The sequence below is a fragment of the Jiella sonneratiae genome (assembly GCF_017353515.1).
GTDB classification, from domain to species: domain Bacteria; phylum Pseudomonadota; class Alphaproteobacteria; order Rhizobiales; family Rhizobiaceae; genus Jiella; species Jiella sonneratiae.
Genome location: NZ_JAFMPY010000006.1, coordinates 24,487 through 51,458 on the forward strand (window position 1 = coordinate 24,487; position 26,972 = coordinate 51,458).

A 26,972-nucleotide genomic window follows, 5' to 3' on the forward strand; every position below is an offset into this window, starting at 1 on the left:
ATGAAGTTCCTCGATCAGGCGAAGGTCTATGTGCGCTCCGGCGATGGCGGCGCGGGCTCCGTCTCGTTCCGGCGCGAGAAGTTCATCGAGTTCGGCGGGCCGGACGGCGGCGACGGCGGCCGCGGCGGCGACGTCTGGATCGAGGCGGTGGCCGGCCTCAACACGCTCATCGACTATCGCTATCAGCAGCATTTCAAGGCCAAGACCGGCATGCACGGCATGGGCCGCAACCGCAACGGCGCCAAGGGCGCCGACGTGACGCTGAAGGTGCCGGCCGGGACCCAGGTCTTCGCCGAGGACAACGAGACCCTGATCTGCGACCTGACCGCGGTCGGCGAGCGGCAGAAGATCGCCGCGGGCGGCAATGGCGGCTTCGGCAACGCCTATTTCAAGTCCTCGGTCAACCAGGCCCCGCGCCACGCCAATCCGGGCCTTGCCGGCGAGGAGATGACGATCTGGCTGCGGCTGAAGCTGATCGCCGATGCCGGGCTGGTCGGCCTGCCGAATGCCGGCAAGTCGACCTTCCTCGCCGCGGTGACGCGGGCCCGGCCGAAGATCGCCGACTATCCTTTCACCACGCTGCATCCCGGCCTCGGCGTCGCCAAGGTGGACGAGGGCGAGTTCGTCATCGCCGACATCCCCGGCCTGATCGAGGGCGCGCACGAGGGAGTCGGCATCGGCGATCGCTTCCTCGGCCATGTCGAGCGCACCTCGATCCTGCTCCACCTCGTCTCGGCGGTCGAGGAGGACGTCGCGAAGGCCTACCGCACGGTGCGCGGCGAGCTTCAGGCCTATGGCCACGGCATTGCCGAAAAGCCCGAGATCGTCGCGCTGTCGCAGGTCGATACGCTTGCCGAGGAGGCGCGGGCGGAAAAGCTCGAGGCGCTGGCGAAGGCCGCCGGCGTCGTGCCGCTGGCGATCTCCGCGGTGAGCGGCGAGGGCATGACCGACGCGCTGAGGCGCATGCGGGCGGAGATCGACGGCCTGAACCCGCCGGACGCTTCGCCGGTCGTCAACCGGCCCGACCTCTCAGACGCTTCCGACGGACAGACGCAATGAGCAATCTTCTCCAAGGCCACCGCCGGATCGTCGTCAAGATCGGCTCGTCGCTGCTCGTCGACCGCGAGCGCGGCATGAAGCGGACATGGCTGGAATCCCTCGGCGAGGACATCGCCCGGCTGACCGGCGGCGGAAGGCAGATCCTCGTCGTCTCCTCGGGCGCCATCGCCATGGGCCGCAAGCTTTTGAAGATGCCGCGCGGGCCGCTCCGGCTGGAGGAGAACCAGGCCGCGGCGGCCGTCGGCCAGATCGCCCTGTCGCGGACCTATTCCGAGATCCTCGGCCGGCACGGGCTCGAGACCGGGCAAGTCCTCCTGACCATCGGCGACACCGAGGAGCGGCGGCGCTACCTCAACGCCCGCGCGACGCTGGCGACGCTGCTCGACATGGGCGCGGTGCCGGTGATCAACGAGAACGACACGGTCGCGACCAGCGAGATCCGCTACGGCGACAACGACCGCCTCGCGGCGCGGGTCGCCACCATGGTCGACGCCGACCTTTTGATCCTGCTCTCCGACGTCGACGGCCTCTACACCGCGCCGCCCGCGGAAGACCCGGCGGCCGAGCACATCCCGCTCGTCGACAGCATCACGCCGGAGATCGAGGCGATGGCGGGAGCGGCCGGCTCGGAACTGTCGCGCGGCGGCATGAAGACCAAGATCGACGCCGGCAAGATCGCGACCGGTTCTGGCACGGCGATGATCATCACCGCCGGCCAGCGCCTCTATCCGCTGTCGGCGATCGAGCGCGGCGAGCGGGCGACGATGTTCCTCGCCTCCGGCACGCCGCGCAGCGCCCGCAAGCGCTGGATCGCCGGGCATCTGCAGATGGCCGGGGCGCTGGTCGTCGACGAGGGCGCCGTCGCCGCGCTGACCTCCGGCAAGAGCCTCCTCGCGGCGGGGGTCGCCTCCGTCCACGGGGTGTTCTCGCGCGGCGATCCGGTGCTGATCACCAGGGCCGACGGCTCCGAGGTCGCCCGCGGCATCGCCGCCTACGACGCCGAGGACGCACGCAAGATCGCGGGTCTGCGCTCCTCGGCGGTCAGCGCGGCGCTCGGCTACGAGGCGCGGGCGGCGATGGTGCATCGCGACGATCTGGTGCTCAGCCACGCCGTCGAGGCGGTGGCCGCGGAAGTCGCCGTGATGATCGCCGAGGAACGCGAAGCGGCCGCCGGCGGCGCCGCCGGCTGAGACAGGGAGAACTCCGGATGCTCGACAAGACCGAGATCGACAGCCAGTCGGTGGCAGCGACGATGGATGCGATCGGCCGGCGCGCCCGCGCCAGCGCCCGCAAACTGGCGCTCGCCCCACGCGAAAGGAAGGACGCCGCGCTCCACGCCATGGCCGACGCGCTCGACGCCGCGATCCCGGCGATCCTCGACGCCAATGCCCAGGACGTGTCGAAGGCCCAGGAGGCCGGGATGCCGGCGGCCTTCGTCGACCGGCTGACGCTCAACCCGGCGCGGGTGATCGCCATGGCGGAGGGGCTGAGGACCGTCGCCGGCCTGCCCGATCCGGTGGGCGGGACGATCGCCGAATGGCAGCGGCCGAACGGCCTCAGGATATCGAGGGTCCGCACGCCGCTCGGCGTCGTCGGCGTCATCTACGAGAGCCGGCCGAACGTCACGGCCGATGCGGGCGCCCTGTGCCTCAAGGCCGGCAACGCGGTGATCCTGCGCGGCGGCTCGGATTCGGCCCATTCCGCGCGGGCGATCCACGCCGCGCTCGCCACGGGCCTGCGGGCGGCGGGGCTTCCCGAGGATGCGATCCAGATCGTGCCGACCACCGACCGCGCCGCCGTCGGCGAGATGCTGAAGGGCCTTTCCGGCAATCTCGACGTCATCGTCCCGCGCGGCGGCAAGTCGCTGGTCGCAAGGGTGCAGGACGAGGCGCGCGTGCCGGTCTTCGCCCATCTCGAGGGCCTCTGCCACGTCTATGTCGACCGCTCGGCGGAGCTTCGGATGGCGGTCGAGGTGGTGGTGAATTCCAAGATGCGGCGCACCGGCATCTGCGGTGCGGCCGAGACGCTGCTCATCGACCGGGCTGTCGCGGCAAGCCATCTGGCGCCGATCCTCGACGCGCTGGCGGCGAAGGGCTGCGAGATCCGCGCGACGCAGGAGGTGCGGGCGCTCTATCCGGCCGCTGCCGCCGCCGACGAGACGGACTTTGCGACCGAATATCTCGACGCGATCATCTCCGTCGCGCTGGTCGACGGCGTCGCCGGCGCGATCGATCACATCGAGCGCCATTCCTCGCACCATACCGAGGCGATCGTCGCCGAGGACGCGGCGGCGGTGGAAGCCTTCATGAACGGCATCGATTCGGCGATCCTGCTCCACAACGCCTCGACCCAGTTCGCCGACGGCGGCGAATTCGGCATGGGCGCGGAGATCGGCATCGCCACCGGCAAGATGCATGCGCGCGGTCCGGTGGGCGTCGAGCAGCTGACGAGCTTCAACTACCGCGTCCGCGGCAGCGGCCAGACCCGGCCTTGATGCAGCCGCCGGAACGCCTCTTCGCGGCCGGGGCGGCGCACGCGGCGATGGCGATGCCCCCCGGCAACCGCCAGATGACCGTCGGCCTGTTCGGCGGATCGTTCAATCCGCCGCATCCGGGGCACCGGCTGGTCGCCGAGACGGCGCTGAAGCGGCTCGGCCTGTCGCGCATCTGGTGGATCGTCACGCCCGGCAATCCGCTGAAGGATCACGGCATTTTGCGGCCGCTCGGCGAAAGGGTCGCAATGGCCCGCGCGATGGCCTCGCCGGCGCGGATGGACGTCACCGCCTTCGAGGCCCGCTACAAGGTCCGCTTCACCGCCGACATGGTGGCGCTGGTCAGGGCGCGGCGGCCGGAGCTGCGCATCGTCTGGGTGATGGGCGCCGACAGCATGGCGACGTTCCACCGCTGGCAGGAATGGCAGCGCATCGCCGAGATGGTGCCGATCGCCGTCGTCGACCGGCCGGGCGCGACCTTCGCCGCGCTCGCCTCGCCCTTCGCGCGTCGCTACGATTTTGCGAGAATTCCACAGGAACGCGCAAGCATTCTGCCGTACCGTCAGGCGCCGGCCTGGACGTTCCTGTTCGGGCCGCGCGACGCGACGTCCTCGACACGCCTGCGTGGCGAGGCCGTCATGCCGTCTTGAAACGGACATGGAACACTGCCTACATTACCATTGTCGGGGTCGTCGTGATGCCGGCAAGTTGGCCCAGGAAAGGGAAAACAACACTGAGACAAGCGGCTCAAGCGAAGGACGTCTTCGAGACGGCTCCTTCTGAAGCGCCCGCGACCGACGTTTCGGCCGGCGGGACTGCCATCGACCTCGTGATGCAGAGCCTTGAAGACTCCAAGGGCGAGGACATCGTCTCCATCGATCTCGGCGGAAAGTCGGCGCTGGCCGACTACATGGTGGTCGTCTCCGGACGCTCCAATCGCCATGTTACCGCGATCGCCGATCATCTCCTGCGACATCTGAAAGAACACGGCCTCGGCAACGCCAAGGTCGAAGGGCTGCAGAACGGCGACTGGGTGCTGATCGATTCCGGCGACGTCATCGTCCACATCTTCCGCCCCGAAATCCGCAGCTTCTACAACATCGAGAAGATGTGGACCGTGGGCGACGCGGCGGATCAGACGATCCACTGATCGGGTCCGCTGACCGGGCGATGACGAAGCACCTGGCGATCGGCCCGTCCGGGGGGCGCGGCCGATGCGGTTGACGATTGCCGCCGTCGGCAAGGTCAAGCGGGGCCCGGACCGCGATCTGGTCGAGCGCTATCTCGACCGGCTGGCGAAGGTCGGCCCGAAGGTCGGCCTCGATTTCCGCGGCGTGCGCGAGACCACCGAATCGCGCCTTGCGACCGTTGGCGAGCGGCGGCGCGAGGAGGCTGCGCGGCTCGGCGAGGGCATGGACGAGGACTGCGTGCGGCTGGTCTTCGACGAGCGCGGCGAGAATCTCTCTTCCGAAGAACTGGCGGCGCTGATCGGCGGCATGCGCGACGCAGGGCGCCGCGAGACGCGGCTGTTCCTCGGCGGTCCTGACGGCCACGACCCGGATTTCGTCAAGGCGGCCGACCGGTGCCTCTGCTTCGGCCGCATGACCTTTCCCCACCAGATCGCCCGGCTGATGCTCGCCGAGCAATTGTACCGCGTCGCGACGATCCTCGCGGGCCATCCCTATCACCGCAGCTGACGGGCGTCCTGCGCCGCCATCCGCCCTATCGCCACGTCACGCCTTCGTCGCGTCCTCTTGCCGGTGTGTCGCCCGCTTCGGTCCCCCGGTCGGGACAAAGTGCGGGGAGACGGCGGAAATGCCGGGAGGGGAGCCCACGGCCCCCAGGGATTTTGCCGGTGTCGTGCCGGGACCACACGCCGGATCGCCGAATCTGTGCTAGGAATCCGGTTCCACCACGCGGGGTACCGCGCCGGCGCGAGGAGCCGGTTCGAGCCGCCCGCGCCGGGAGGAACCGGGCGCCTTCGGGCGGCGGTTCGGACCGGCCATGGTCGACAGGCCATGGTTGATGGGTTGTTAACGGCCCCGTCCTATGCTCGGCGGGTCGAAGACAGGGCGGAACGGCGTGCGGGCAGCAAACGAGAGTGGCGCAGGCGAGAAAGGCCTTGCGGGTGGCCGGCCGGCCGCGCGCCGGGCTGCGCTGCCGCTCGGCGCGATGCTGCTTGCGCTTCTCGGGGCGGCCGCCGCGCCGTCTTCCGGCCCGACCGCCGAGACCGATCCGACGACGGTCGCGGCGCTGTCGCCGGCGCCTGCGGCGCAAGCTGGCGCTGACGCATCCGGCACGGGCTCCGTCTCGGCCATCGAGGCGCGGCGTCTGAAGACGGCGGCCGAACTGGCCGAACTCGCCTCCAAGATCAAGCTCTCCGAAGCGACGATCCGCTCGCTCGACGAGGAGATCGTCACGATCGCCGCCGATCGCGACAAGCTGACCGCGGCGCTGAAGAAGGCGACCGACGACCAGCGCCGGATCAGCGCGTCGCTGGACGCGACCGAACAGCGGCTCGCCGATCTCGGCGGCCGGCAGGATGCCATCCGGGCGTCGCTCGCCTCGCGCCGCGGCGTCCTCGCCGAGGTGCTCGCGGCGCTGGAGCGCATGGGTTCGAAGCCGCCGCCGGCGCTGCTGGTGCGTCCCCGCGACGCGCTCGGCGCGGTGCGCAGCGCCATCCTGCTCGGCGCCGTCGTACCGACCATGCGCAAGGAGACCGAGGCCCTCGCCGCCGATCTCGAAAATCTCGCTACCGTCAAGGCGTCGATCGTCAAGGAGAAGGATCGCTTCGCGTCGCAGATCGGACAGCACCGCGAAGAGGAGGCGCGGCTGTCGCGGCTGTTCGCCGAAAAGCAGCGCCTCGAAGCCGACAGCCGCGAGAAGCGCGAGGCCGAGAGCCGGCGCGCCGCCGAACTCGCCCGCAAGGCCGGCGACCTCAAGGATTTGATCGCCTCGCTGCAGGCCGAGGCGGATGCCGAGCGCGCCCGCGCCGCTGCCGACCGGCAGGCCGCGGCCCGCAAGGCGGCCGAGGCGAAGCGGCAGGAGGAGATGGCGAACCGCGATGCCGCCGCCGCGGGGGAGAAGCTCGCGCTGAAGCGCAGCGACGAGGCGGCGAAGAAATCCGCCCGGCTCGTCGCGCCGGAGGGTGCGTCCGGCACGGCGGAGGCACCGACGGAGGTCGCCGAGGCGAAGGACCCGGCCGCCCCGGCAGACGGCGGCGCGGCGGGAGAAAAGCCCCCGGCGCCCTCTGCGGATTCCACTTCGGCCAATGCTTCCGCCGGATCGGACGTGGCTGCGGATGGAGCAGATTCGCCCGCCGGCGGTGGCGGGGCGAAGCCTGCCGAAACGAAGGACGGCGTCGAGATCGCCGCGCTCGAGGATGCCCCGTCGTCCCAGCAGAGCGGCTACGACGTCGCCGCCCTCAGAAACAACACGGCGTTACTGGAGCCGGCCGCCGCATTTTCGACACTCAAGGCTCGTTTGTCCAAACCCGTGCTCGGGAGACAGATCATCGGATTCGGCGAAAAGGACGACATCGGCAGGCCGTCGACGGGCGTCTCCTTCGCCTCGCGTGCAGGCGACGTCGTGATCGCGCCCGCCGACGGCCGCGTGCTCTATGCCGGTCCCTTCCGTTCCTACGGCGAACTCTTGATCCTCGATGCGGGCGACGGCTATCATGTCGTCTTGGCCGGCATGGACCGCATCGATGTGGCGAGTGGTCAGTTCGTCTCGGCAGGGGAGCCGGTCGCGCTGATGGGTGCGCGGCGGCTGGCAAGTGTTCAGGTGGCGGAATTCGGCGCGGCCGAGCCCGCTCTCTACGTCGAGTTTCGCAAGGACGGGAAGCCGGTCGATCCGACCCCGTGGTGGACGGTAGAACCCTCTGGAAGGACGAGGAATGATTCGTAAGCTATCGATACTCTTCGCCGGTGTGCTGATGGGTGCCACGGCGATGACCGTGGTCAGCCAGAGCCCGGGCGTCGCCAACGCCGCCGGGTCCGATACCTATCGCCAGCTTGCGATCTTCGGCGACGTCTTCGAGCGGGTTCGCGCGCAGTATGTCGAGCAGCCGGACGATCAGAAGCTGATCGAGACGGCGATCAACGGCATGCTCACCTCGCTCGATCCGCATTCGAGCTACATGAACGCCAAGGAAGCCGCCGAGATGCGGACCGAGACCCGCGGCCAGTTCGGCGGTCTCGGCATCGAGGTGACGATGCAGGACGACCTCGTCAAGGTCGTCTCGCCCTTCGAGGGCACCCCGGCCGACAAGGCCGGCGTCCTTGCCGGCGACCTGATCGCCGAGATCAACGGCGAGCAGGTGCGCGGCCTCAGCCTCGGCGAGGCGGTCGACAAGATGAAGGGCGACATCGGCACCAAGGTGACGCTGACCATCGTGCGCGACGGCGCCACCAAGCCGATCCGGCTGACCCTGACACGCGCCGAGATCAAGGTGCCGTCGGTCCGCCATACGGTCGAGGGCGACGTCGGCTACATCAAGCTCCTGAAGTTCAACGAGCAGACGACCGTCGGGCTCGAAGACGCCATCGCCGACATCAAGGAGAAGGTCGGCGAGGACAAGCTGAAGGGCTACGTCCTCGACCTGCGCCGCAATCCGGGCGGTCTGCTCGACGAGGCGGTCTCTGTCAGCGACGCCTTCCTCAACGGCGGCGAGATCGTCTCGACCCGCGGCCGCAATCCGGAGGAGACGCGCCGCTACAACGCCCGTTCCGGCGACGACATCGACAGCAAGCCGCTGGTCGTCCTCGTCAACGGCGGGTCGGCCTCGGCCTCGGAGATCGTCGCCGGCGCCCTGCAGGATCAGCGCCGCGCCACCATCGTCGGCACGCGCTCCTTCGGCAAGGGATCGGTCCAGACGATCATCCCGCTCGGCCAGAACGGCGCGCTGCGGCTCACCACGGCGCTCTACTACACGCCGTCGGGCAGCTCGATCCAGGGACGCGGCATCAACCCGGACATCACCGTGGAGCAGCCGCTGCCGAAGGAGATCCGCGAGCAGATGGGCCTCGACGCCGAGGACGAGATCACCCGCGGCGAGTCCTCCCTGCGCGGCCACATCCAGGGCAAGGAAGAGACCTCCGAAGGCTCCGGCTCGCTCGACTACGTTCCGCCGGAAAAGAAGGACGACATCCAGCTCCAGTACGCGATCGACCTTCTGAACGGCGTCAAGACCAACGCCATGTTCCCGCCGAAGCGCGAGGCGAACAACCAGACCGGAAGCGAGACGGCCCCGGCGACCAACGCCAAGAACTGATCCGGAGCGGGGCGAACCGACACCCCGCCCGGTCATCAAGGCGAGACACCGACACGAGGGCCCGGCTGCCACGAGCAGCCGGGCCCTTCGTCGTCCCGGGGGGAGCCATCAGGCTGACCATGCGGCACGGCGAGGCCCGGGAAAGCTTCGGGCCGTAAGTCTTCGGCCATGCTCATCGAAGGCGAACTCTATCGGCCCCTCGGGCTCGACAGGCGGGTGCGGCGCAGCTGGCCGCGCCTTCCCCGGGCCTCGACCCTCTTTCTCGCCGCGAGCGCGGCGGCGATCCTCGCCGGCTCTGCCGCGACCGCGCTGCATTCGCATCCGCCGCGGCGACTCGTCGACGTTCTCGCGAAACCCGCCGCCGTGCCGGTCGCGGCAGCGCCCGCTTCCGAGCAGAAGGTCGCCGTCGTCGCCAAGCCGCTGCCGCGGCGTTCCGGCCCGACCATCATCGGCCCCAGCCCAACGACCGGGCAGGTCACCTTCCGGGTCGAGGAGCCGACCGACCACCGCCAGTCGCTGGCGACGGCCTACCTGCCGGAGCCCGATCTTCTCGAGACGACGTCCTTCGGCCAGCTTCCCGTGCGGGCCGCAGACGGACGCCGGCCCTTCGACGTCTATCGCGGCGCCTGGAGCGGCAAGCCGGCGACGCGCATCGCCATCGTCGTCGGCGGCATCGGCATCAGCCAGACCGGCAGCATGGAGGCGGTGGAGAGGTTGCCGGGCCCCGTCACCCTCGGCTTCTCGCCGGCCGGCAACAGCCTCGACCGCTGGATGCAGGCGGCGCGGCGCGGCGGCCACGAACTGCTCCTGCAGGCGCCGCTCGAACCCGTCGGCTATCCCTCCGTCGATCCCGGCGCCGACACGTTGACGGTGAAGGCGGCGGCGAACGGCGACTTTTCGGCGCTCTATGGCTCGCTCGGCCGGATGACCAACTATGTCGGCGTGATGAACTACATGGGCGCGCGCTTCACCAGCGACCGTTCGGCCATGGATCCCTTCATGTCCGAGCTCGGCCGCCGCGGCCTGATGTATCTCGACGACGGTTCCTCGTCCCGCTCGCTCGGCAAGGACATCGCACTCGCCGACGGCGTTCCCGCCGCGGGGGTCAACGTGCTTCTCGACGAGACCCAGGACCCGGCGGCGATCGCGAGCCAGCTCGACATGCTGGAAAAGGTCGCGCGGGCGCAAGGCTCGGCGATCGGCGTCGCCTCGGCCTTCGACCAGTCGATCGCGACGATCGCGGCCTGGATCCCCGAGGCCGAGCGCCGCGGCATCGAGATCGTCCCGGTCTCGGCGCTCGCCTACGATCCCGAGGCGAACTGAGGCGAGATCCGCTCGGTCAGAGCGGGGCTCGAATCAAGCCCGCGCGGCGAATGAGCGTCTTTGTTTCCGGCATCACGAAGTGATCTGCCGGAAACCGTATGAGGCGAGGGGACCGGCCGCGAGGCCGCCAAGCCCGCCCTGCGGCAGCGTCAGAAGGGCAGGCCGACATAGTTCTCGGCAAGCGCCGTCTGCGCCGCCCTGGAACTTGCAAGGAAGTCGAACTCGGCTTCCTGGATGCGCTGGCCGAAACCGCCGTCGTCCTCGAAGCGGTGGATCATCGAGGTGAACCACCAGGAGAAGCGCTCGGCCTTCCAGACCCGGGCGAGGGCGTCGGCGGAATAGCGGTCGAGATGGCCGTCGTCGTGGTCCAGATAGTGGGCGACGAGGGCGCGCGACAAATAGAAGACGTCCGAGACGGCGAGGTTCAGCCCCTTCGCCCCGGTCGGCGGCACGATGTGCGCCGCGTCGCCCGCGAGAAAAAGCCGGCCGTGGCGCATCGGCTCGGCGACGAAGGAGCGGAGCGGGGCGATCGATTTCTCGATCGCCGGGCCGCGCTTGAGGTTGGCGGCGATCCGCTGCGGCAGCCGGGCGGCCAGCTCGTCGAAGAAGCGCGTCTCCGGCCAGTCCTCGACGCTCTCGTCGAGGCTGCACTGGACGTAGTAGCGCGAGAGCTGCGGGTTGCGCAGCGAGCAGAGCGCGAAGCCGCGGTTGGAATGGGCGTAGACCAGTTCCTCCTGGATCGGCGGCTGTCTGACGAGGACGCCCAGCCAGCCGAAGGGATAGACCCGCTCGAAGGTCTTAATCGTTGAAGCCGGAATCACCGTCCGGCAGACGCCGTGGAAGCCGTCGCAGCCGGCGACGAAGTCGCAGTCGATCCGTTTCTCGCCCTCCGCCTCCGTCCTGAAGGTGACGAAGGGCGCGGTTCCCGCCACCTCCTGCGGCAGGACGTCTGCGGCCTCGTGGACGACCGGGACGCCCGCCGTGTCGAGCGCGTCGTAGAGGTCGTGCGTCACCTCGGTCTGGCCGTAGACCGTGACGGTCTTGCCGCCGGAGAGTTCGCGCAGGTCGATGTGCAGCGTCTCGCCGCGCCAGGCGATGTCGATGCCTTCGTGGACGAGGCCCTCGCGGTCCATCCTGCCGCCGACGCCGGCGGTGCGCAGGAGATCGGTCGTTCCCTGTTCGAGCACGCCGGCCCGGATGCGCGACAGGACGTAGTCGCGGCTGCGCCGCTCGAGCACGACGCAGTCGATGCCGGCCCGATGGAGCAGCAGCGCCAGCAGGAGCCCGGCGGGCCCGCCGCCGACCACCACCACCTGCGTCCGTTTCGGAGCCGCGCCCCCGCCCGCTTCGTTGCTCATCTCGCCTCCCCGTGAACGTGAACCGCGCAGCGGCCGCCATGCCGGGGCGCCGCGCATCTTTCGCCGCTGCGGCCCCTCCCGCGCCGGTCATACGAGATCCGCTCGATCAGAGCGGGGCTCGAATCAAACCCGCGCGGCGAATGAGCGTCTTTGTTTCCGGCATCACGAAGTGATCTGCCGGAAACCGTATCAGATGTCGAAGAAGATCGTCTCGCGCTCGCCCTGGAGGAAGATGTCGTGGCGATAGGTCGGAACGCCCTCTTCGGTCGTGCGCGGCGCGACGAGGGTTTCGACGCGCGACCGGTGCTCGATCCTGGAAAGGATCGGGTCCGCCTCGTTCGCCGCCGCCTCGTCGCCGAAATAGATCCGGGTGTGGAGGCCGATGTTGATGCCGCGGGCGACGATCCAGAGCGTGACGTGCGGCGCCTGGGGGCGTCCGTCCTTGAACGGCACGGTGCCCGGCTTGACGGTGTCGAAGACGAATTCGCCCGTCGCCATGTCGCCGGCCGATCGGCCGAAGCCGGTGAAGGACGGGTCGGCCTTGCCGCGGGTCTCCTGCGGCGAGTTGTAGAGGCCTGCCGCGTCGGCCTGCCAGAGCTCGACCATCGCGTCCTTCAGCGGCGTGCCGACGCCGTCGAAGACGCGCCCGACGATGCGGATGCGCTGGCCCTTCGTCTGCGGCGTCAGCATCGTCCTGCCGAGATCCTGCGGATAGACGCCTTCGATGCCGCAATAGTTGGGCGTGCAGCCGATGTGGACGTAGGGCCCGGCGGTCTGGGAGGCGCTCTCCTTCAGGCGGTCGAGAGACTGCACCATCAGTTGCCCTCCATCCGGTTCTCGAACAGCGTCGAGCGGCGGCCGCGCAGCACGATGTCGAACTTGTATGCCCTGGCGTCCATCGGAACGGTGTTGGCCATGTCGAGCGGGGCGATCAGCCGCTCGACAGCAGCCTTGTCGGGGATCGTCGCGACGATGGGGCAGCGCCAGATCAGCGGATCGCCCTCGAAATACATCTGGGTGATCAGCCGCTGGGCGAAGCCGTGGCCGAAGATCGAGAAGTGGATGTGGGCGGGGCGCCAGTCGTTGGGCCCGTTCGGCCAGGGATAGGGGCCGGGCTTGATGGTGCGGAAGCGGTAGCTGCCGTCGGGCCCGGAGATCGTCCGCCCGCAGCCGCCGAAATTCGGATCGAGCGGCGCGAGATAGGTCTCCTTGCGGTGGCGGTAGCGCCCGCCGGCATTGGCCTGCCAGACCTCGATCAGCGCCCCCGGCACCGGCCGGGCGTCCTCGTCCAGCACCCGGCCGTGGACGATGATCCGCTGGCCGATCGGCTCGCCGTCCTTGGCGAAGTTGCGGATCATGTCGTCGTCGAGCGGGCCGAGCACGTCGTGGCCGAAGACCGGCCCGGTCATCTCCGACAGCGTGTTGTCGAGGGCGACGAGCGCCTTCTGGGGCGAGCGCGTGACGCTGGTCTTGTAGATCGGCGCATAGGCCGGCGGATGCCACTGCCGGTCCCGCTGGTAGAAGGAACCTCCGCTCATGTCGTGCCTCCCTCGCCGCTGTCCCCGGCCTCGGCGTAGATCTGCTTGGCGATCCTGATCGCATGGTTGGCCGCCGGGACGCCAGCATAGACGGCGACGTGCATCAGCGCCTCGACCACGTCCTCGCGGCTTGCCCCGGTGTTCCGCGTCGCGCGGATATGCATTGCGAGTTCCTCGTGCTGGCCGAGGGCGGCGAGCAGCGCGATGGTGACGATCGAGCGCTCGCGATCGGAAAAATGCGGCCGCGACCACACCGAGCCCCAGGCGCCTTCGGTGATGAAGGCCTGGAAATCCCGGTCGACCGGCGACATCGCCGCCTGCGCCCGATCGACATGGGCGTCGCCGAGGACCCGTCGGCGCGTTGTCATGCCAAGCTGGTAGCGGTTCGGTCCTTGCTCCGACATGGTCATCCGATCTCCTTGAGCCGGCAATATGAAAGTGAGAAAAATTCATGTAAAATGAATTCGCTTGGGGATTATGATGACTGTATAGTTATGGAAATTGATCGACGCATCAAAATTCGCCATCTGAGAACATTTGTTGAAGTTGCACGCACCGGCAGCGTGGGGAGGGCCGCGGAGCTGATGCACGTCTCCCAGCCAGCCGTTTCCAAGACCCTTGCCGAGCTCGAAGCCGTTCTCGGTGCAAGGCTGATGGACCGCAACCGCATCGGCGTGGCGCTGACGCCCGTCGGCCAAATGTTTCATTCCTATGCGAGTTCGAGCCTGGCGGCGCTGCGGCAGGGGATCGACGGGGTTTCCGACACGCTGGCGGCGGGCGGGCTGCGGCTGGCGGTCGGGGCGCTTCCGTCGGTCGCCGCGCGCATCGTGCCGGACGCTGCGGTCGAAATGGGCCGGGTGGCGCCGGAGGTCGGGCTCGCAATCGTAACTGGACCGAATGGTTATCTTCTGTCCGAACTCGCCAATGGCAGCCTCGATCTGGTGATCGGCCGTCTCGGCAATCCCGAGGCGATGGAGGGCCACAGTTTCTCGCAGCTCTATTCCGAGCGCATCTCGCTGGTGGTGCGGCCCGGCCATCCGCTGGTGGGCAACGGCGACGTCACGGCGATCTCGCAATATCCGATCGTCTTTCCCAACCGCGACGCCGCGATCCGGACGCTGGCCGAGCAGTTCTTCATCGCCCAGGGCATCCGGCGGACCGGACACCGCATCGAGACCGTCGCCGAGACCTTCGGCCGGGCCTATGTCCGCCGGACCGACGCGATCTGGGTGATCTCGTCGGGGGTCGTGGCGCTCGACGTCACCGAGGGCAAGCTCGTCGAATTGCCGATCCAGATGCGCGAGACGCTCGGCCCCGTCGGGCTGACGATGCGCGGCGACGGCAGCCCGTCGCCGGCGCTGCGGATGTTCATCGAGGCGATTCGCCGGACGGTCGCCCGCCTCGAACTCGCGAGCTGACCCGGCGCCCGCGTCGCGCTTTGTCGGGCAGGGCCGGCCGGGGCCGAACGGCGGGCGGGATCCCGCGGCTGGCCCGGAACTGGCCGGCGCGAAGGCGGCATGCGCAACCGGGCGGCGATTTAACCTGCAATTAACCATGACATTGGAAATTCGTCTCGAGGAGGGCCTCGATGGCGGCGCGTTCACTCTTGCTTGGGCTCCTTGCGGGCGCGGCGCTGGCCCTTGCCGGCTGCGCCGTCAGACCGAAGACCTGCTATGTCACGCTGAGCGCCGTCGGCCAGCCGACGGCCGAGGCGTGCGAGAGCGGGCCGGTGCTGATCGTGCGGCCGATCACCGAGAGCAACGCCGCCTATTACGTTCCGCCATACGTTCTCGGGGCACTCTCCTACGAAGGCTATGTCGAGCCGGCCGACGAAAGCGATCAGGCCTCCGGCGGGACGAAAGCCGGCGCCGCGGACGCAAAATCCGAGGCGGATGACGATGCCGGGGCCGCGGCGACCCCCGCCGCTGCCGGCACGGCGACCGGCGCCAGCGAGGCGCTGAAGCGGGCAATCATCCGCAACGCCTTCCTGATGCCGATGCCCGGCGAATCCATCCCGCCGCTCGCGCAGGCATTCGCGCCGCCGCTCGGCGAAATTTCCGCGGCGGCGTCGAACGGCGATACGGCCGAGAAGCCGCTGGCCCTCGCGGGTCGAGCTCCGGCCGGCCGCCTCGCGCCATCGGCGGAGCGAACGGCGGCCGATCGCCCGCCGGCGCCTCGAAACCGCATCGCGCCGGAGCATCCGCGCATCGACGGCGAGGTGCGCTACACCATACCCTACGAGGGCGTGCCGGCGGCGCCTATTTCCCCCGACCTTTCTCTATGAGAAGCGGCAAGCCGTTGACGAGCGCGTGGCCGGGCTTCAGCTGCCGCACGACCTTCGGCGGGCGTTTGCCCGGCGAGCCGTCGACGACGATCTGGCCCCTGCGGACGTCGAAGCTGTAGTTGACGCCGTTGCAGGCCACCGGCGTTCCGAAGGTGCTTTCGGAAAAGGAATTGAGATTGATCGTGCGGCAATCGCCGATCGGCTTCGACACCCGCTCGCCGGTCTCGAGATCGATGACGATGGCGTTCAGCCGGTAGCCACCGGTGATCTCGGCGAATTCGAAGGCCGTCTCGTAGCGGGCGAGGGGGGTATTGGCGGCCGAGGGATCCGGAGCGGGCGAATCGGAAAACGGGATCGCGATGGCGCCGGCGAGAAAGACGGTCTCAAGCATCGAGGTTCCTCCCAGTCGGACCGGTCCGTGCCCGAGGATCCGGGCCTGGCCGATCCGCAGCCGGACCGGCGGGCGTCCGCCCGGACCGGGGTGGACCGTTCAGGTCCCGGTCGAGAGCGAGACGGGAGAAGACCGACGGTCCTCCCCCGTCCGCGACTTCGCGTGATCGAGTCTCAGCAGGGGACCAGCGTGTAGTGGTCCTGCTCGACGAGCTTCTTGGTGGTCACGTACACGGCCGGATTCCGGCGGTGGTAGATGTGGTTGCCGTCGACGATGTCGCCTTCCCACGACGTGCTCTCGTGCTGAACGAGCTTGCCGCGCGTGTTGTACTTGTAGGTGGAAGGAACATACTCGACGAGGTAGCACTTGGCACCCCGTTCATCGACTTCTTTCTTGTACCACTTCGCGTCGGCGGTCCCCGCGAAGGAGACTGCACCGGCAGCGGCGATCAGCGTGAGCAGCACTTTGCGCATGAGAATAAACGCCTCCGTGTTCGATGTTGCGCAAGGGAAGCATTAAAGGTCCGTAATCAAAGATCAATAGATTATCGACATTCGAATTGGAAAAAGCGCAATGAGCCACCAGTTGTTCCATTTTGATACGAAAATCGTGCGGATATGGGGCTCGTCGCAAGGGAAGATCTCATATTGATACTCGGCGGTAACGGCAATGCAAGACCCTTTCTCGGAGGAAAGGCTGACGAGGGCACTGCCGCCGGACCCGTGGGGGTTGCCGTCGCCTCATGTCATCGGCGGCGCGGCCTGCCGTCGTGGCGGATGCGCGGCGAAGCGCGCTGCACTGCAAAATCAGGGCGATGCGACGGCGCTCGGGCTGGGGTGCGCGCGGGGTCAGCCGAAGCCTGCCATGGCTCGCCAAGCCGCGGGCCGGCGATTGCAATCGACGGGCGTCGCCGCCGTCAAGACCGGCGTTGTGGAGATGATCTTCGACTGCCTTTGCGGAAATTCGTGCAACGCCGGTCAGGAAAGACGGGACTTTGACCTGGCAGCGCTCCCGGCATGCGGCGCAGCCGGAGCCGCGCGGCCTCGGCGTGGCTGCTCGAAACATGAAGGGGCGGTCGGCCGCTCGTGGACCGGAGGGCGGCCGCCATCGGCGCGCCGGCGCCCGGGCGTGCGAGGGCCTGTGCGGGCGGGGCGGGCTTGCGGCCGGCCCTCGGACCGGCCAGGGGATCGGATGAGACGCTTGGATCGCGGTCGCACCGAATGTCGTCTCAAATGTCAGATCCGAAAAATCCGCCAGGGTCGGACACCTGGCTGGTGGCCTAATCCTCGTTGATCAGCACGGTCTCGCAGACCTCGATGCCGAAGCCGCTCAGCCCCACGAAGGCGCGCTGATGCGTCGCGAGGACGGCGATCGACGAGACGCCGAGATCGCGCAGGATCTGCGCCCCGACGCCGACCTCGCGCCAGCGCTGCCGGCGCAGCCGGGCACTGAGATGACGCTCGCCGTCGGTGACCGGGCCCTCGCCCTCGGGCGGCTTGACCCCGAGGTCGTCGATCTGCGGCGCGCGCAGCAGCATGACGACGCCGCAGCCGCTGGCGCCGATCTTCTCGACGGCGGCATCGACCCAGCTGCGGCCGCCTCCGACGCGCGCGAGGAGGTCGAGCACCGGCTGCTCGCGATGGATGCGGGTCGGCACGTGGTTGCGGCCGCGCACGTCGCCATGCACGAAGACGACGTGCTGGGTCTCGTCGAAGGGCGTCTCGTAGACGCGGATCCGCCCGTCGAGCCCGGCGAAGGCGAAGGTCTCCTCCCGCACGCAGGTGACGAAGGATTCGCGGCGCACCCGGTAGGAGATGAGGTCCTCGATCGAGACGATCTTGAGGCCGTGCTCGCGGGCGAAGGGGACGAGTTCGGGCAGGCGCTTGACCGTGCCGTCGTCGTTGACGACCTCGGCGAGGACGCCGCCCGGCTCGAGCCCGGCGAGGCGGGCGAGGTCGACGCCGGCCTCGGTATGGCCGGAGCGGATCAGGACGCCGCCCTCGCGGGCGATCAGCGGAAAGATGTGGCCGGGCCGCAGGAAGTCGGTCGGGCCGCAATTGCCGTTCAGAAGGGCGCGGCAGGTGTTCGCCCGCTCCTCGGCGGCGATCCCCGTGGTCATCCCGACCTTGTAGTCGACCGAGACGGTGAAGGCGGTGCGCATCGGATCGAGATTGTTGGCGACCATCGGCGGCAGGTTGAGCGTCTCGGCCCGCTCGCCGGTCATCGGCACGCAGATGATGCCGCTGGTGTGGCGGATCATGAAGGCCATCTTCTCCGGCGTCGCCTTGCTGGCGGCCATGATGAGGTCGCCCTCGTTCTCGCGGTCGGTGTCGTCGACGACCACCACGAGCTCGCCCTCGGCGATCGCCGCGATCGCGTCTTCGATGGGGTCGAGGGTGAGATCCTGGTCGCTCATGGTTCGTCCTGTATGCCGGGGCCGGTGGTGGCCGCTCGATGGGTCCTGCGGGCGTTGCTGCGGGCTTTTACGTCCGAACCGCCCTGCGCTTCAATCGCCGCGGCGCGGCAGCTTCGCTCAGCCGCGGCCGCGATAGGGCGGCACGCCCTGATCCGGCAGGAAGACGCCCTCCGGCGCCGGGCCGGTCTGCCAGAAGACGTCGATCGGGATGCCGCCGCGCGGATACCAGTAGCCGCCGATCCTGAGCCACAGGGGCGCGGTCGCCGCGACGATCCGGCGCGCGATCGCAACCGTGCAGTCCTCGTGAAAGGCGCCGTGGTTGCGGAAGCTGGTCAGGAAGAGCTTCAGCGACTTCGATTCGACGAGCCGCCGGTCCGGCGCGTAGTCGATGACGATGTGCGCGAAGTCCGGCTGGCCGGTCACCGGACAGAGCGAGGTGAACTCCGGCGCCGTGAAGCGCACGATCGTCGGCGGCCCGTCCGGGCGGTGGTAGGGCACGGTTTCGAGCACCGCCTGCTCGGGCGAGGCGGCGGGGCGGCTCGACTGGCCGAGCTGGGTGAGATTGTCGGGGGACATTCGATTTCCTACTCTGTCCGACGGCGGCGTCGTGGACGTGACCGGTGACATGCGGGATCGAGCCGTGGCCAGAAGGAATTCGCCTGGAGCTCGATCGAAATTTTCTCCATTTTCGAGAATATGTTATGAAAATTGAGATCAGGCGTCGAAACGAGCGGGTAAAGCTGGCGTCCTCGGCGATCAACGCGATTTCGCTTGCCTTCTTTATTTCGGGAATCGTGGCGCCGCTGTTCGAGGTGAGTGAGAAGCTGCAATCTCGGGCATATGTTTGGGTATGGATCCTGCTGGCTATTCTCCTTCACTTCATGGCGCAGCTTCTGCTCGGTTTCCTTCAGGATGAGGGCTGATACATGCCTGATCCTGCTCTCTATATCATGCCGGCCGTGGCGGTGATCCTGTCGCTCGGCGCATACGCATATTTTTGGTTGACCACTCCGGAGGCTCGGCAAGATCTCGACAGTGACGTGGCGTTCGACGTCGATCTCGTTCGCGACGAAGAGGCGGATGTCTGGACTGCGGCAAACGAGGCCATCCCGATAGCGGTGGAGGCCCCGTCCTATCAGCAGCTTCTCGACGACGTGCGACTCATTTCCCGGGACCTGGCACGGCTGAATCTGCAATCGGACCAGGTGAAAATCCGCTTCCATGTCCGGTGATCCGGAGAGGCTGCACGACAGGGAGACCGTGTTGTCGGAATTGTACAGGCAGATATCGGCGATCCTGCGCGAGAACGGTTGCGAATTCGCGCGGCAGGCCGGCTCGCATGAATTATGGTACAGCCCGCACACCCGCAGGCATTTTTCCGTGCCTGTCGAGACGAAGAGCCGGCATACGGTCGATGCCGTATTGAGGCAGGCCGGCATCAGACAGAAGATCGACCCCGTGGGGTTAAAGCCGTTGTCGCCCGCTTGATCGAGATGCGAGAAGTGATCGCGGCGGATCTGAGCATCTTCGGCCGCAAGTCTGACGGGCGCACATGATCGACAAGCTGGAATATCTGATAGCGCTGGCGGGCGAGCGGCATTTCGGCCGCGCCGCCGACCGGCTCGGCATCACCCAGCCGACGCTCTCGGCCGGCATCCGCCAGCTCGAGGAGCGGCTGGGCACGACGCTGGTCAACCGCGGCTCGCGCTATCGCGGCCTGACCGAGGAGGGCGAGCGCGCCCTCGCCTGGGCGCGGCGCATCGTCGACGACGTCAGGACGATGCGCGAGGAGATCCACACCGTCCGCAAGGGGCTCTCCGGTCACCTGAGGATCGGGGCCGTGCCGACGAGCCTTGCCATCGTCTCGCGGCTGACCGCGCCGTTCCACCAGAAGCACGAGAACGTCACCTTCGAGGTCACCTCCCAGACCTCGACGGAGATCCTCGCCGCCATCGAGAATTTCGAGATCGACATCGCGCTGACCTATGTCGACGACGAACGCCTGCGCAAGCTCGACACCCATGTCCTCTACGAGGAGCACTACTGCCTGGTGACGCGCAAGGGCAGCGGCTTCGACGACCGCGACTGGGTGACCTGGGAGGAGGTGGCGACGCTGAAGCTCGGCCTGCTCAGCCCGACCATGCAGAACCGGCAGATCCTCAACCGGCATCTCGGGGCAGGCGGCCGGCGGATCCGGACCGTGACGGAATCGAATTCGATGATCGCGCTCCTGTCGCAGACGCGGCTCGCCGGCATCGCCACCGTCATGCCGCTGCGCTCGGCGGCGGTCCTCGGCCTCGCCGATCCGCTGATGGCGATCCCGATCACCGGCCCCGACGTCGGCTACCGGATCGGCCTCGTCACGGCGAGGCGCGAATTGCGGCCGCCGATCGTCGCGGCCTTCTGGGAGGAGTCGCGGCTCATCGTCGACGTCTGAACGCGCATCGAGCGCGGCCCGTCGAGGAGAAGCCCGTTCCCCCGGAACCTGCGCTCTCAATTCGCGCGCCGCTTCTCCCGGCGCTCGTAGAGCGACTTGGCGAGTTCGCCCAGAGACCCGAGGAACATCCCCGCCGAACCCGCGACGAACAGCCAGACGGCGAGCGTGTGCCAGGCCTTGAAGGTCTCGAAGAACAGCACCGAGCCGACGACGAAGCAGAAATTGCCGAAAAGCCCGATCCCGAGATGGATCCAGGCATAGTCGCGGACGATGGTCTGGAGCATGGTCGGCTCCCGTTTCGTGGTTGGTCCTTCGGGGAGGCGGCGCCGGCCGCGCGCCGGCTCAGTCGAGCGTTTCGGCCGGGACCGTCGAGGGCCGGCCCTCGTCGTCGATCGCCACCATGACGAAGCTGCCTTCGGTCACCTTGGCCTCGACGCGGCTGGTGCGCCGCTGGGTCCAGGCCTCGATGGCCAGGGTGATCGAGGTCCGGCCCACCTTCTCGATCGCCGTGTAGACGCAGAGCGTGTCGCCGATCTTCACCGGCTTCTTGAAGACGAGGGCGTTGATCGCGACCGTGGCGACGCGCCCCCGGGCACGCTCCGAGGCCCGGATGCCGGCGGCAAGGTCCATCTGCGAGACCACCCAGCCGCCGAAGATATCGCCATTGGCATTGGCGTCGGCGGGCATCGCCGGAATGCGGACGGTGAGTTCGCCCTTCGGCAATTCGTCGGTTTCGTCCATTCCGGTTCCATCCCCTCGATCCGCAAAAATGTCCGCCCGCAAGCCCCCTCATAGGAAGGGGATGACGCGCCGAAGGCAAGCCGCAAGGCGCCTGCGGCAGGGTCCCCCGGCAAGAAACTCCCCCGTGCAATCCGGGTCGGGCGGGATTATATGCGGGGCATTGCGGCAAGGCCCCAGGCCTCGCCACGCCAGTCGCATCACGAAGGAAATTCCGATGTCAGAGACGCAGGCCGCTCCGATTCCCGTGACCGTCCTCACCGGCTATCTCGGCTCCGGCAAGACGACCCTCCTCAACCGGATCCTCTCGGAAGACCATGGCCGCCGCTATGCCGTCATCGTCAACGAATTCGGCGAGATCGGCATCGACAACGACCTCATCGTCGAGAGCGACGAGGAGATCTACGAGATGAACAACGGCTGCGTCTGCTGCACGGTGCGCGGCGACCTGGTGCGCGTCGTCGAGGGCCTGACGAGGCGCAAGGGCCGCTTCGACGCGATCGTCGTCGAGACGACCGGCCTCGCCGACCCGGTGCCCGTCGCCCAGACCTTCTTCATGGACGAGGACGTCAGGGCAAAGACCGAGCTCGACGCCGTGGTCGCGCTGGTCGACGCCAAGCACCTGCCGCAGCGGCTGAAGGACAGCCGCGAGGCGGAGGACCAGATCGCCTTTGCCGACGTCGTCCTCCTCAACAAGACCGACCTCGTTTCCGCCGACGAACTCGCGGCCGTCGAGGCGACGGTGCGCGCCATCAACCCGCATGCCGTCGTCCACCGCACCGAGCGGGCCGGCGTCGATCTGGCGAAGGTGCTCGGCCAGAAGGCCTTCGACCTGAAGCGGGTGCTCGACGGCGACCCGGCCTTTCTCGAGGAGGCCGCGCAGGCCCACGATCATGACGACCACGTCTGCGGGCCGGACTGCGACCACGACCACCATCATCACGGCCACGGCCATGACGGGCACGATCACGGGCACCATCATCACGGCGCCGTCGCGCCGATCCACGACGTTACCGTGACCTCGATCTCGCTGAAGGGCGGGGCGCTCGACCCGAAGAAGTTCTTCCCCTGGATCCAGGCGCTGACCCAGGAGCAGGGGCCGAACATCCTGCGGCTCAAGGGCATCATCGCCTTTGCCGACGATCCGGACCGCTACGTCGTGCAGGGGGTCCACATGATCATCGAGGGCGACCACCAGCGGCCGTGGCGCGAGGACGAGCCGCGCGCGAGCCGCCTCGTCTTCATCGGCCGCCGGCTCGATCGCGAGGAACTGGAGGCCGGCTTCGCCGCCTGTGCGGCAAAGGCGAAGGCGCCGGCCTGATGCCTTCGATCGCTGCCTACGACTTTTCCGACTTCGTCGAGACCACCTGTTTCCTGAAGGGCCAGCCGGCCTTCGCGCTGGCCGACGGGACGCTGCGCCTGCCGGCCGGCGGCGAGCGGACGCTGACGCTGCATGAAGGCGGGCTGCTCGCCGCGGTCTACGATCCGTTCGGCAGGCGGCTTCTGTCCGGCGGCGAGGACGGCCGCGTCGTCGCGACGGCGGACGGCGCGGCGGTCTCGGAGATCGCCGCCATCGGCCGCAAATGGGTCGGGGCGGTCGCCGGCGGGCCGGGCGGTGCCGTCGCCTTCGCCTCGGGCCGCAGCGCCTTCTTCAAGCCGGAAAAGGGCGCGCCGAAGGAACTGCGGCACGAGCGCACCGTCGAGGGCGTCGCCTTCGCCCCGAAGGGCACCCGGCTCGCCACCGCCCGCTACGACGGCGCCTCCCTGTATTTCCCGGCGACCGACGCCGCGCCGGTCTCCCTCGACTGGAAGGGCGCGCATCTCGGCGTCGGCTTCTCGCCGGACGGACGTTTCCTGGTGACGATGATGCAGGAAAACGCCTTGCACGGCTGGCGCGTCGAGGACGGCCGGCACATGCGCATGACCGGCTATCCGGCCAAGGTGAAGGGCTGGTCGTGGTCGGCCAAGGGCAGGTTCCTCGCCACCACCGGCGCGCCGGCGGCGATCCTCTGGCCGTTCTCGGGCAAGGACGGGCCGATGGGCAAGGCGCCGCTCGAACTCGGCACGCGCGGCGATTCCATGGTCACCGCCGTCGCCTGCCATCCGGCCGAGGAGATGCTGGCGATCGGCTATCAGGACGGGATGATCCTCGCCGTCCGCTTCGCCGATTCCAAGGAAGCGCTCTTGCGCCGGGGCGGCACGTCGCCGGTCAGGACGATGGCCTGGGACGCGGATGGCGGGCTCATCGCCTTCGGCGCGGAGAACGGCGAGGCAGGCGTTGTGGATATTGCGGGGTGAGCATAGGCGTTCACGCTTAGTGAGTTATCTTGCGTGGCTACGGGTCATCCTGACAGATTGATACTGAAATCGCAGTTGCCGTGTTTGAGGTCTATTGTCTGGCGTTCGGCAGGGAATGACGTGCGGGACGCGTTCCTTTCTGTGGACGGCGGTCTCGAAGTTGCCTTCGAATGATGACCGAAATTCATCTCTGCCTTACAATATTCGAAATTTGAACCATATGCGGACTTGAATATCCTTCGATGCATTCTGGCCGCTTTGCTTGCTGATATAAAGGCGGCAGCAAATGATGGAGCGTGAGAATGGACCTTGCTGAGTTGAGACGTCGATCCCGAGCGAGCGACATGAGTGTTGTCGATCCTGCCGCTGAGATGATGAAGAACCAATTGGAGCGGGCTGCGCTTTCGACGTCCCCCTTACAAGCGTTGCAGAAGCAGATGGACTCCTTTCGGCTGCAAGAAATTCTTCCATCCAATGCTTCTGAGGAATTAGCTAAGCCGTGGAATGATAGCGCTTTAGATTCGTTGCGCAGAGCTATGGCGCCGGCAAATGAGCTTACGGATCGAATGCGATCTCTAGGTCTATTAGCTGGAGAAGAAACACCTTTGGGCCGTCTCTCTAAAAGGATCGGTGAGCAGCAGGTCGCGATAGACGCTTTAAAATCTGGTGTATCTATGGATGCTGCCAGTAGGTCGGTCTTTGAACACAGTCGGTCGCTGGATGGCGATGTGCCCAAAGTGGTGCGAGTTCCCAGCCTCCCGCCATTGCCTCCAAATCCACTAAACGAAACGAACAAACGGCTTGCGCGCATCGAATCGCGCTTTGATCAGTTGCAGAACGTTGCCACGGAAGGCGCGCAGATTGCAACGGGCCTCCAAGCATCTGCTGCGGAGTTTCTTCTGAAGTTTGAGCAAGCGGCCGCCGAAAACGATCGTACTGCAAGTCGCGCCATCCGAATTGGGGTTATCGCAATCGTGATCGCGGTAGCGATGCCCACGCTACAGATTGCGTACTCTGAGTACAGGCGTGTATCCGACACGGATCACTCCATTCACGCGACAAAAAGCGCAAGTTTAGAGGATATGATAACGTCTGATAATGGGGACATGACATCAAATTGGTTTGACAGATCGAGGTTGCCATCCGGGTTTGAGGCCGCAGAATTATTAGATTATTTAGACGTAGGAAGATGATATGGTGTAAATTAGGGCGACCTGATTGTAAAATATCAGAAAGTTCATCAATTATAGAATTATAATTCTTAAATTATATATTATGGATAATAGATAATTGATCATTTTCTGTGACCCTTGGGTAAACATCCAGGTGCGAAGTTTGATAAACCACCACGGAGGACCACCCGATCCCATTTGAACCCGGCGCCTCCCTGTGCCATAGGAGCCGCCAGGTGGGGATGTTTTCAGATGCCGCGCGGAACGCGCCGGCGCGCCTCCACCTCTCCGAGGATATTTCATGCCGTTTCGCACCGCCATCACCCCGCTCGTCCGGGCGCTTTCCGAGCGCGGCTACGAGGAGCCGACGCCCGTCCAGGACGCGGTGCTGGAGGAGGGGACGGAGAACCGCGACCTGCTCGTCTCGGCGCAGACCGGTTCCGGCAAGACCATCGCCTACGGGCTGGCGATTGCCGCAACGCTGCTCGGCGAGGACGAGCGCTTTTCCGCCGCCGCCGAGCCGATGGCGCTGATCGTCGCGCCGACGCGGGAACTGGCGATCCAGGTGACGGTCGAGCTTGCCTGGCTCTACGCCCATGCCGGCGCCGAGATCGTCACCTGCGTCGGCGGCATGGATCCGCGCGCCGAGCGCCGCAGGCTCGAGCGTGGCGCCCATATCGTCGTCGGAACGCCGGGCCGCCTGCGCGACCATCTGGAGCGCGGGGCGCTGAAGATCGGCGGGCTGAAGGCGCTGGTGCTCGACGAGGCCGACGAGATGCTCAATCTCGGCTTCCGCGAGGATCTGGAATTCCTGCTCGAGGCGACGCCGGCGGAACGGCGGACGCTGCTCTTCTCCGCGACGCTGCCGAAGACAATCATGGCGATGGCCAAGCGCTATCAGCGCGGCGCCATGCGCATCGAGGTGGCGAAGGGCACGGCGGGCCATGCCGACATCGAATATCGGGCGATCCGCATCGCCCCGAACGAGGTCGAGCATGCGATCGTCAACGTGCTGCGCGAGGCCGAGTCGCCGAGCGCCATCGTCTTCTGCAACACCCGCGAATCCGTGCGCCATCTCTCGTCCGGGCTGATCGAGCGCGGCTTTGCCGCCGTCACGCTGTCCGGCGAGCTCGGCCAGGCCGAGCGGAACCAGGCGATGCAGGCGCTGCGTGACGGCCGGGCGCGGGTCTGCGTCGCGACCGACGTCGCGGCCCGCGGCATCGACCTGCCGAGCCTCGGCCTCGTCGTCCATGCCGAGCTGCCGAGCGACGCCGAAACCCTGCAGCACCGCTCGGGCCGCACCGGCCGGGCCGGCCGCAAGGGTGTCTCGGCCCTGCTGGTGCCGATCTCGCGGCGTCGCAAGGCCGAGCGGCTTCTCGCCGAGGCCGGTGTCACGGCGCGATGGGGCGGCGCACCCTCGGCCGAGGCGATCCGCCGCCTCGACGAGGAGCGGCTGCTCTCCGATCCGCTGCTGGCCGAGCCGGCGGGCGAGGACGACATCGCCGTGGCGCGACGGCTTCTCGCGACGCGCGGGGCCGAGGAACTGGCGGCCGCGCTGGCGCGGCTCTACCGTGCCCGTCTGCCCGCGCCGGAAGACGTCTTCGACCCGGGCTTCGGACCGGATCCGAAAGTCGCCAAGGAGCGGGAGTTTGCCGGCAAGGGACGCAAGTTCGGCGGCGAACGCGGCGACGGCGAGCGCGGCGGCCGGGAACAGATGCGCGGCGGTCCGGTGGTCTGGTTCCACATGGATGTCGGCCGCAAGAACAATGCCGATCCGAAGTGGATCCTGCCGCTGATCTGCCGGCGCGGCAAGATCACCCGGCAGGAGATCGGCGCGATCAAGATTTACGACCGCGAGACCAAGTTCGAGGTCGCCGAGAGCGTCGCCCGCAAGTTCGCCGGCGCCGCCGAGGTCAGCGACGGCGACGACATCACGATCTCCTATGCCGATAGCCCGGGCGGCAAGGCGCCGCCGCGGGGCCGGGGCGCAGGTGCGGAGCGCGGCGGCAGCCGCGGGCCGGGCGGCCCATCCGCCGGCCGGCCGGGCCATGACGGTCAGCGGCCGAAAAAGCCGTTCCACCGCAAGGGCGGCAGGCCGGAAGGCGCCGGCGCGCCGGGGGGCGGTTCCAGCGCCGGGGAGAGGCCTCGCAAGGCCAAGCGCCCGAAGGGTTGACGCCGCGCGGAGCTGGCGC

29 protein-coding genes are annotated in these 26,972 nt (G+C 67.8%); 19 read left to right on the plus strand and 10 right to left on the minus strand.

Features of this window, described 5'->3' with window-relative positions:
• The 9 genes from obgE (at window position 1) to J1C47_RS07275 (ending at window position 10,148) form a co-directional block, all read left to right on the plus strand.
• Window positions 1-1,059, plus strand: a complete 1,059-nt coding sequence (gene obgE, locus J1C47_RS07235; protein ID WP_207350080.1) for a GTPase ObgE — start codon at window positions 1-3, stop codon at window positions 1,057-1,059.
• On the plus strand, window positions 1,056-2,249 hold the full coding sequence (proB, locus tag J1C47_RS07240; protein ID WP_207350081.1) for a glutamate 5-kinase: 1,194 nt from the start codon (window positions 1,056-1,058) through the stop codon (window positions 2,247-2,249). The genes obgE and proB overlap by 4 nt, the downstream gene beginning before the upstream one ends.
• A 17-nt stretch (window positions 2,250-2,266) precedes the next feature.
• A complete protein-coding gene (locus J1C47_RS07245; protein WP_207350082.1) occupies window positions 2,267-3,553 on the plus strand; it encodes a glutamate-5-semialdehyde dehydrogenase in 1,287 nt (428 codons plus the stop codon).
• On the plus strand, window positions 3,553-4,200 hold the full coding sequence (locus tag J1C47_RS07250; RefSeq protein WP_342591947.1) for a nicotinate-nucleotide adenylyltransferase: 648 nt from the start codon (window positions 3,553-3,555) through the stop codon (window positions 4,198-4,200). The genes J1C47_RS07245 and J1C47_RS07250 overlap by 1 nt, the downstream gene beginning before the upstream one ends.
• A 47-nt stretch (window positions 4,201-4,247) precedes the next feature.
• On the plus strand, window positions 4,248-4,700 hold the full coding sequence (gene rsfS, locus J1C47_RS07255) for a ribosome silencing factor (protein WP_207350270.1): 453 nt from the start codon (window positions 4,248-4,250) through the stop codon (window positions 4,698-4,700).
• 64 nt (window positions 4,701-4,764) lie between these two features.
• Window positions 4,765-5,247, plus strand: coding sequence for a 23S rRNA (pseudouridine(1915)-N(3))-methyltransferase RlmH (gene rlmH / locus J1C47_RS07260; protein WP_207350083.1), 483 nt, complete (start codon window positions 4,765-4,767; stop codon window positions 5,245-5,247).
• 385 nt (window positions 5,248-5,632) lie between these two features.
• On the plus strand, window positions 5,633-7,459 hold the full coding sequence (locus tag J1C47_RS07265) for a murein hydrolase activator EnvC family protein (protein WP_342591948.1): 1,827 nt from the start codon (window positions 5,633-5,635) through the stop codon (window positions 7,457-7,459).
• Window positions 7,449-8,825 carry a S41 family peptidase gene (locus J1C47_RS07270; RefSeq protein ID WP_207350084.1) on the plus strand — a complete coding sequence of 459 codons (1,377 nt, stop codon included), beginning with the start codon at window positions 7,449-7,451 and terminating at the stop codon, window positions 8,823-8,825. Before J1C47_RS07265 ends, J1C47_RS07270 begins: the two co-directional genes overlap by 11 nt.
• A gap of 168 nt (window positions 8,826-8,993) precedes the next feature.
• Window positions 8,994-10,148, plus strand: a complete 1,155-nt coding sequence (locus tag J1C47_RS07275; RefSeq protein WP_207350085.1) for a divergent polysaccharide deacetylase family protein — start codon at window positions 8,994-8,996, stop codon at window positions 10,146-10,148.
• Between the two features lie 149 nt (window positions 10,149-10,297).
• On the opposite strand, the gene pobA is transcribed toward J1C47_RS07275, so the two are convergent.
• The 4 genes from pobA to pcaC form a co-directional block, all read right to left on the minus strand.
• Window positions 10,298-11,506 (minus strand): 4-hydroxybenzoate 3-monooxygenase, encoded by a 1,209-nt coding sequence (gene pobA / locus J1C47_RS07280; protein WP_207350086.1) that lies wholly within the window; start codon window positions 11,504-11,506, stop codon window positions 10,298-10,300.
• 189 nt (window positions 11,507-11,695) lie between these two features.
• Window positions 11,696-12,322 carry a protocatechuate 3,4-dioxygenase subunit alpha gene (gene pcaG / locus J1C47_RS07285; protein ID WP_207350087.1) on the minus strand — a complete coding sequence of 209 codons (627 nt, stop codon included), beginning with the start codon at window positions 12,320-12,322 and terminating at the stop codon, window positions 11,696-11,698.
• A complete protein-coding gene (pcaH, locus tag J1C47_RS07290; RefSeq protein WP_207350088.1) occupies window positions 12,322-13,044 on the minus strand; it encodes a protocatechuate 3,4-dioxygenase subunit beta in 723 nt (240 codons plus the stop codon). Before pcaH ends, pcaG begins: the two co-directional genes overlap by 1 nt.
• A complete protein-coding gene (gene pcaC / locus J1C47_RS07295; RefSeq protein ID WP_207350089.1) occupies window positions 13,041-13,448 on the minus strand; it encodes a 4-carboxymuconolactone decarboxylase in 408 nt (135 codons plus the stop codon). The genes pcaH and pcaC overlap by 4 nt, the downstream gene beginning before the upstream one ends.
• 90 nt (window positions 13,449-13,538) lie before the next feature.
• Here pcaC and pcaQ point away from each other — a divergent pair, with 90 nt between their 5' ends.
• Both pcaQ and J1C47_RS07305 read left to right on the plus strand, forming a co-directional pair.
• Window positions 13,539-14,462 (plus strand): pca operon transcription factor PcaQ, encoded by a 924-nt coding sequence (gene pcaQ / locus J1C47_RS07300; protein WP_207350090.1) that lies wholly within the window; start codon window positions 13,539-13,541, stop codon window positions 14,460-14,462.
• A 170-nt stretch (window positions 14,463-14,632) separates the two neighbouring features.
• Complete coding sequence (locus J1C47_RS07305) at window positions 14,633-15,328, plus strand: hypothetical protein (protein ID WP_207350091.1); 696 nt, start codon at window positions 14,633-14,635, stop codon at window positions 15,326-15,328.
• Here J1C47_RS07305 and J1C47_RS07310 read toward each other — a convergent pair.
• The 4 genes from J1C47_RS07310 to queF form a co-directional block, all read right to left on the minus strand.
• Window positions 15,303-15,719 carry a hypothetical protein gene (locus J1C47_RS07310; RefSeq protein ID WP_207350092.1) on the minus strand — a complete coding sequence of 139 codons (417 nt, stop codon included), beginning with the start codon at window positions 15,717-15,719 and terminating at the stop codon, window positions 15,303-15,305. The genes J1C47_RS07305 and J1C47_RS07310 overlap by 26 nt on opposite strands.
• Before the next feature lie 173 nt (window positions 15,720-15,892).
• The gene (locus J1C47_RS07315; protein ID WP_207350093.1) at window positions 15,893-16,192 is read right to left on the minus strand and encodes a hypothetical protein; all 300 of its coding nucleotides are present in this window, start codon (window positions 16,190-16,192) and stop codon (window positions 15,893-15,895) included.
• 806 nt (window positions 16,193-16,998) lie between these two features.
• Window positions 16,999-18,135 (minus strand): 3,4-dihydroxy-2-butanone-4-phosphate synthase, encoded by a 1,137-nt coding sequence (ribB, locus tag J1C47_RS07320; protein ID WP_207350094.1) that lies wholly within the window; start codon window positions 18,133-18,135, stop codon window positions 16,999-17,001.
• 117 nt (window positions 18,136-18,252) lie between these two features.
• Window positions 18,253-18,711 carry a preQ(1) synthase gene (gene queF / locus J1C47_RS07325; protein ID WP_207350095.1) on the minus strand — a complete coding sequence of 153 codons (459 nt, stop codon included), beginning with the start codon at window positions 18,709-18,711 and terminating at the stop codon, window positions 18,253-18,255.
• A gap of 125 nt (window positions 18,712-18,836) precedes the next feature.
• Here queF and J1C47_RS07330 point away from each other — a divergent pair, with 125 nt between their 5' ends.
• The 4 genes from J1C47_RS07330 to J1C47_RS07345 all read left to right on the plus strand — a co-directional run bounded on the left by J1C47_RS07330 (window position 18,837) and on the right by J1C47_RS07345 (window position 20,572).
• Complete coding sequence (locus tag J1C47_RS07330; RefSeq protein WP_207350096.1) at window positions 18,837-19,058, plus strand: hypothetical protein; 222 nt, start codon at window positions 18,837-18,839, stop codon at window positions 19,056-19,058.
• 3 nt (window positions 19,059-19,061) lie between these two features.
• Window positions 19,062-19,367: a DUF1902 domain-containing protein gene (locus tag J1C47_RS07335; protein ID WP_207350097.1), complete on the plus strand. Its 306-nt coding sequence runs from the start codon at window positions 19,062-19,064 to the stop codon at window positions 19,365-19,367.
• Window positions 19,357-19,623 carry a type II toxin-antitoxin system HicA family toxin gene (locus J1C47_RS07340; protein ID WP_207350098.1) on the plus strand — a complete coding sequence of 89 codons (267 nt, stop codon included), beginning with the start codon at window positions 19,357-19,359 and terminating at the stop codon, window positions 19,621-19,623. Before J1C47_RS07335 ends, J1C47_RS07340 begins: the two co-directional genes overlap by 11 nt.
• Before the next feature lie 64 nt (window positions 19,624-19,687).
• Window positions 19,688-20,572 (plus strand): LysR family transcriptional regulator, encoded by an 885-nt coding sequence (locus J1C47_RS07345; protein WP_207350099.1) that lies wholly within the window; start codon window positions 19,688-19,690, stop codon window positions 20,570-20,572.
• 56 nt (window positions 20,573-20,628) lie between these two features.
• Here J1C47_RS07345 and J1C47_RS07350 read toward each other — a convergent pair whose 3' ends face one another.
• Together J1C47_RS07350 and J1C47_RS07355 are read right to left on the minus strand one after the other, a co-directional pair.
• Window positions 20,629-20,856, minus strand: coding sequence for a YrhK family protein (locus tag J1C47_RS07350; protein ID WP_207350100.1), 228 nt, complete (start codon window positions 20,854-20,856; stop codon window positions 20,629-20,631).
• Window positions 20,857-20,914: 58 nt separating this feature from the next.
• Complete coding sequence (locus tag J1C47_RS07355) at window positions 20,915-21,313, minus strand: acyl-CoA thioesterase (RefSeq protein ID WP_207350101.1); 399 nt, start codon at window positions 21,311-21,313, stop codon at window positions 20,915-20,917.
• A gap of 214 nt (window positions 21,314-21,527) precedes the next feature.
• Between J1C47_RS07355 and J1C47_RS07360 the strand changes: the two genes are divergently transcribed.
• From J1C47_RS07360 to J1C47_RS07375, 4 genes are all read left to right on the plus strand, one after another.
• On the plus strand, window positions 21,528-22,631 hold the full coding sequence (locus J1C47_RS07360) for a CobW family GTP-binding protein (protein WP_207350102.1): 1,104 nt from the start codon (window positions 21,528-21,530) through the stop codon (window positions 22,629-22,631).
• Window positions 22,631-23,608, plus strand: a complete 978-nt coding sequence (locus J1C47_RS07365) for a WD40 repeat domain-containing protein (RefSeq protein ID WP_207350103.1) — start codon at window positions 22,631-22,633, stop codon at window positions 23,606-23,608. The genes J1C47_RS07360 and J1C47_RS07365 overlap by 1 nt, the downstream gene beginning before the upstream one ends.
• Before the next feature lie 344 nt (window positions 23,609-23,952).
• The gene (locus tag J1C47_RS07370; RefSeq protein WP_207350104.1) at window positions 23,953-24,801 is read left to right on the plus strand and encodes a hypothetical protein; all 849 of its coding nucleotides are present in this window, start codon (window positions 23,953-23,955) and stop codon (window positions 24,799-24,801) included.
• A gap of 280 nt (window positions 24,802-25,081) precedes the next feature.
• Entirely contained in the window at window positions 25,082-26,953 is a 1,872-nt protein-coding gene (locus J1C47_RS07375; protein WP_207350105.1) for a DEAD/DEAH box helicase, read from the plus strand.
• The last annotated feature ends 19 nt before the right edge of the window (window positions 26,954-26,972 follow it).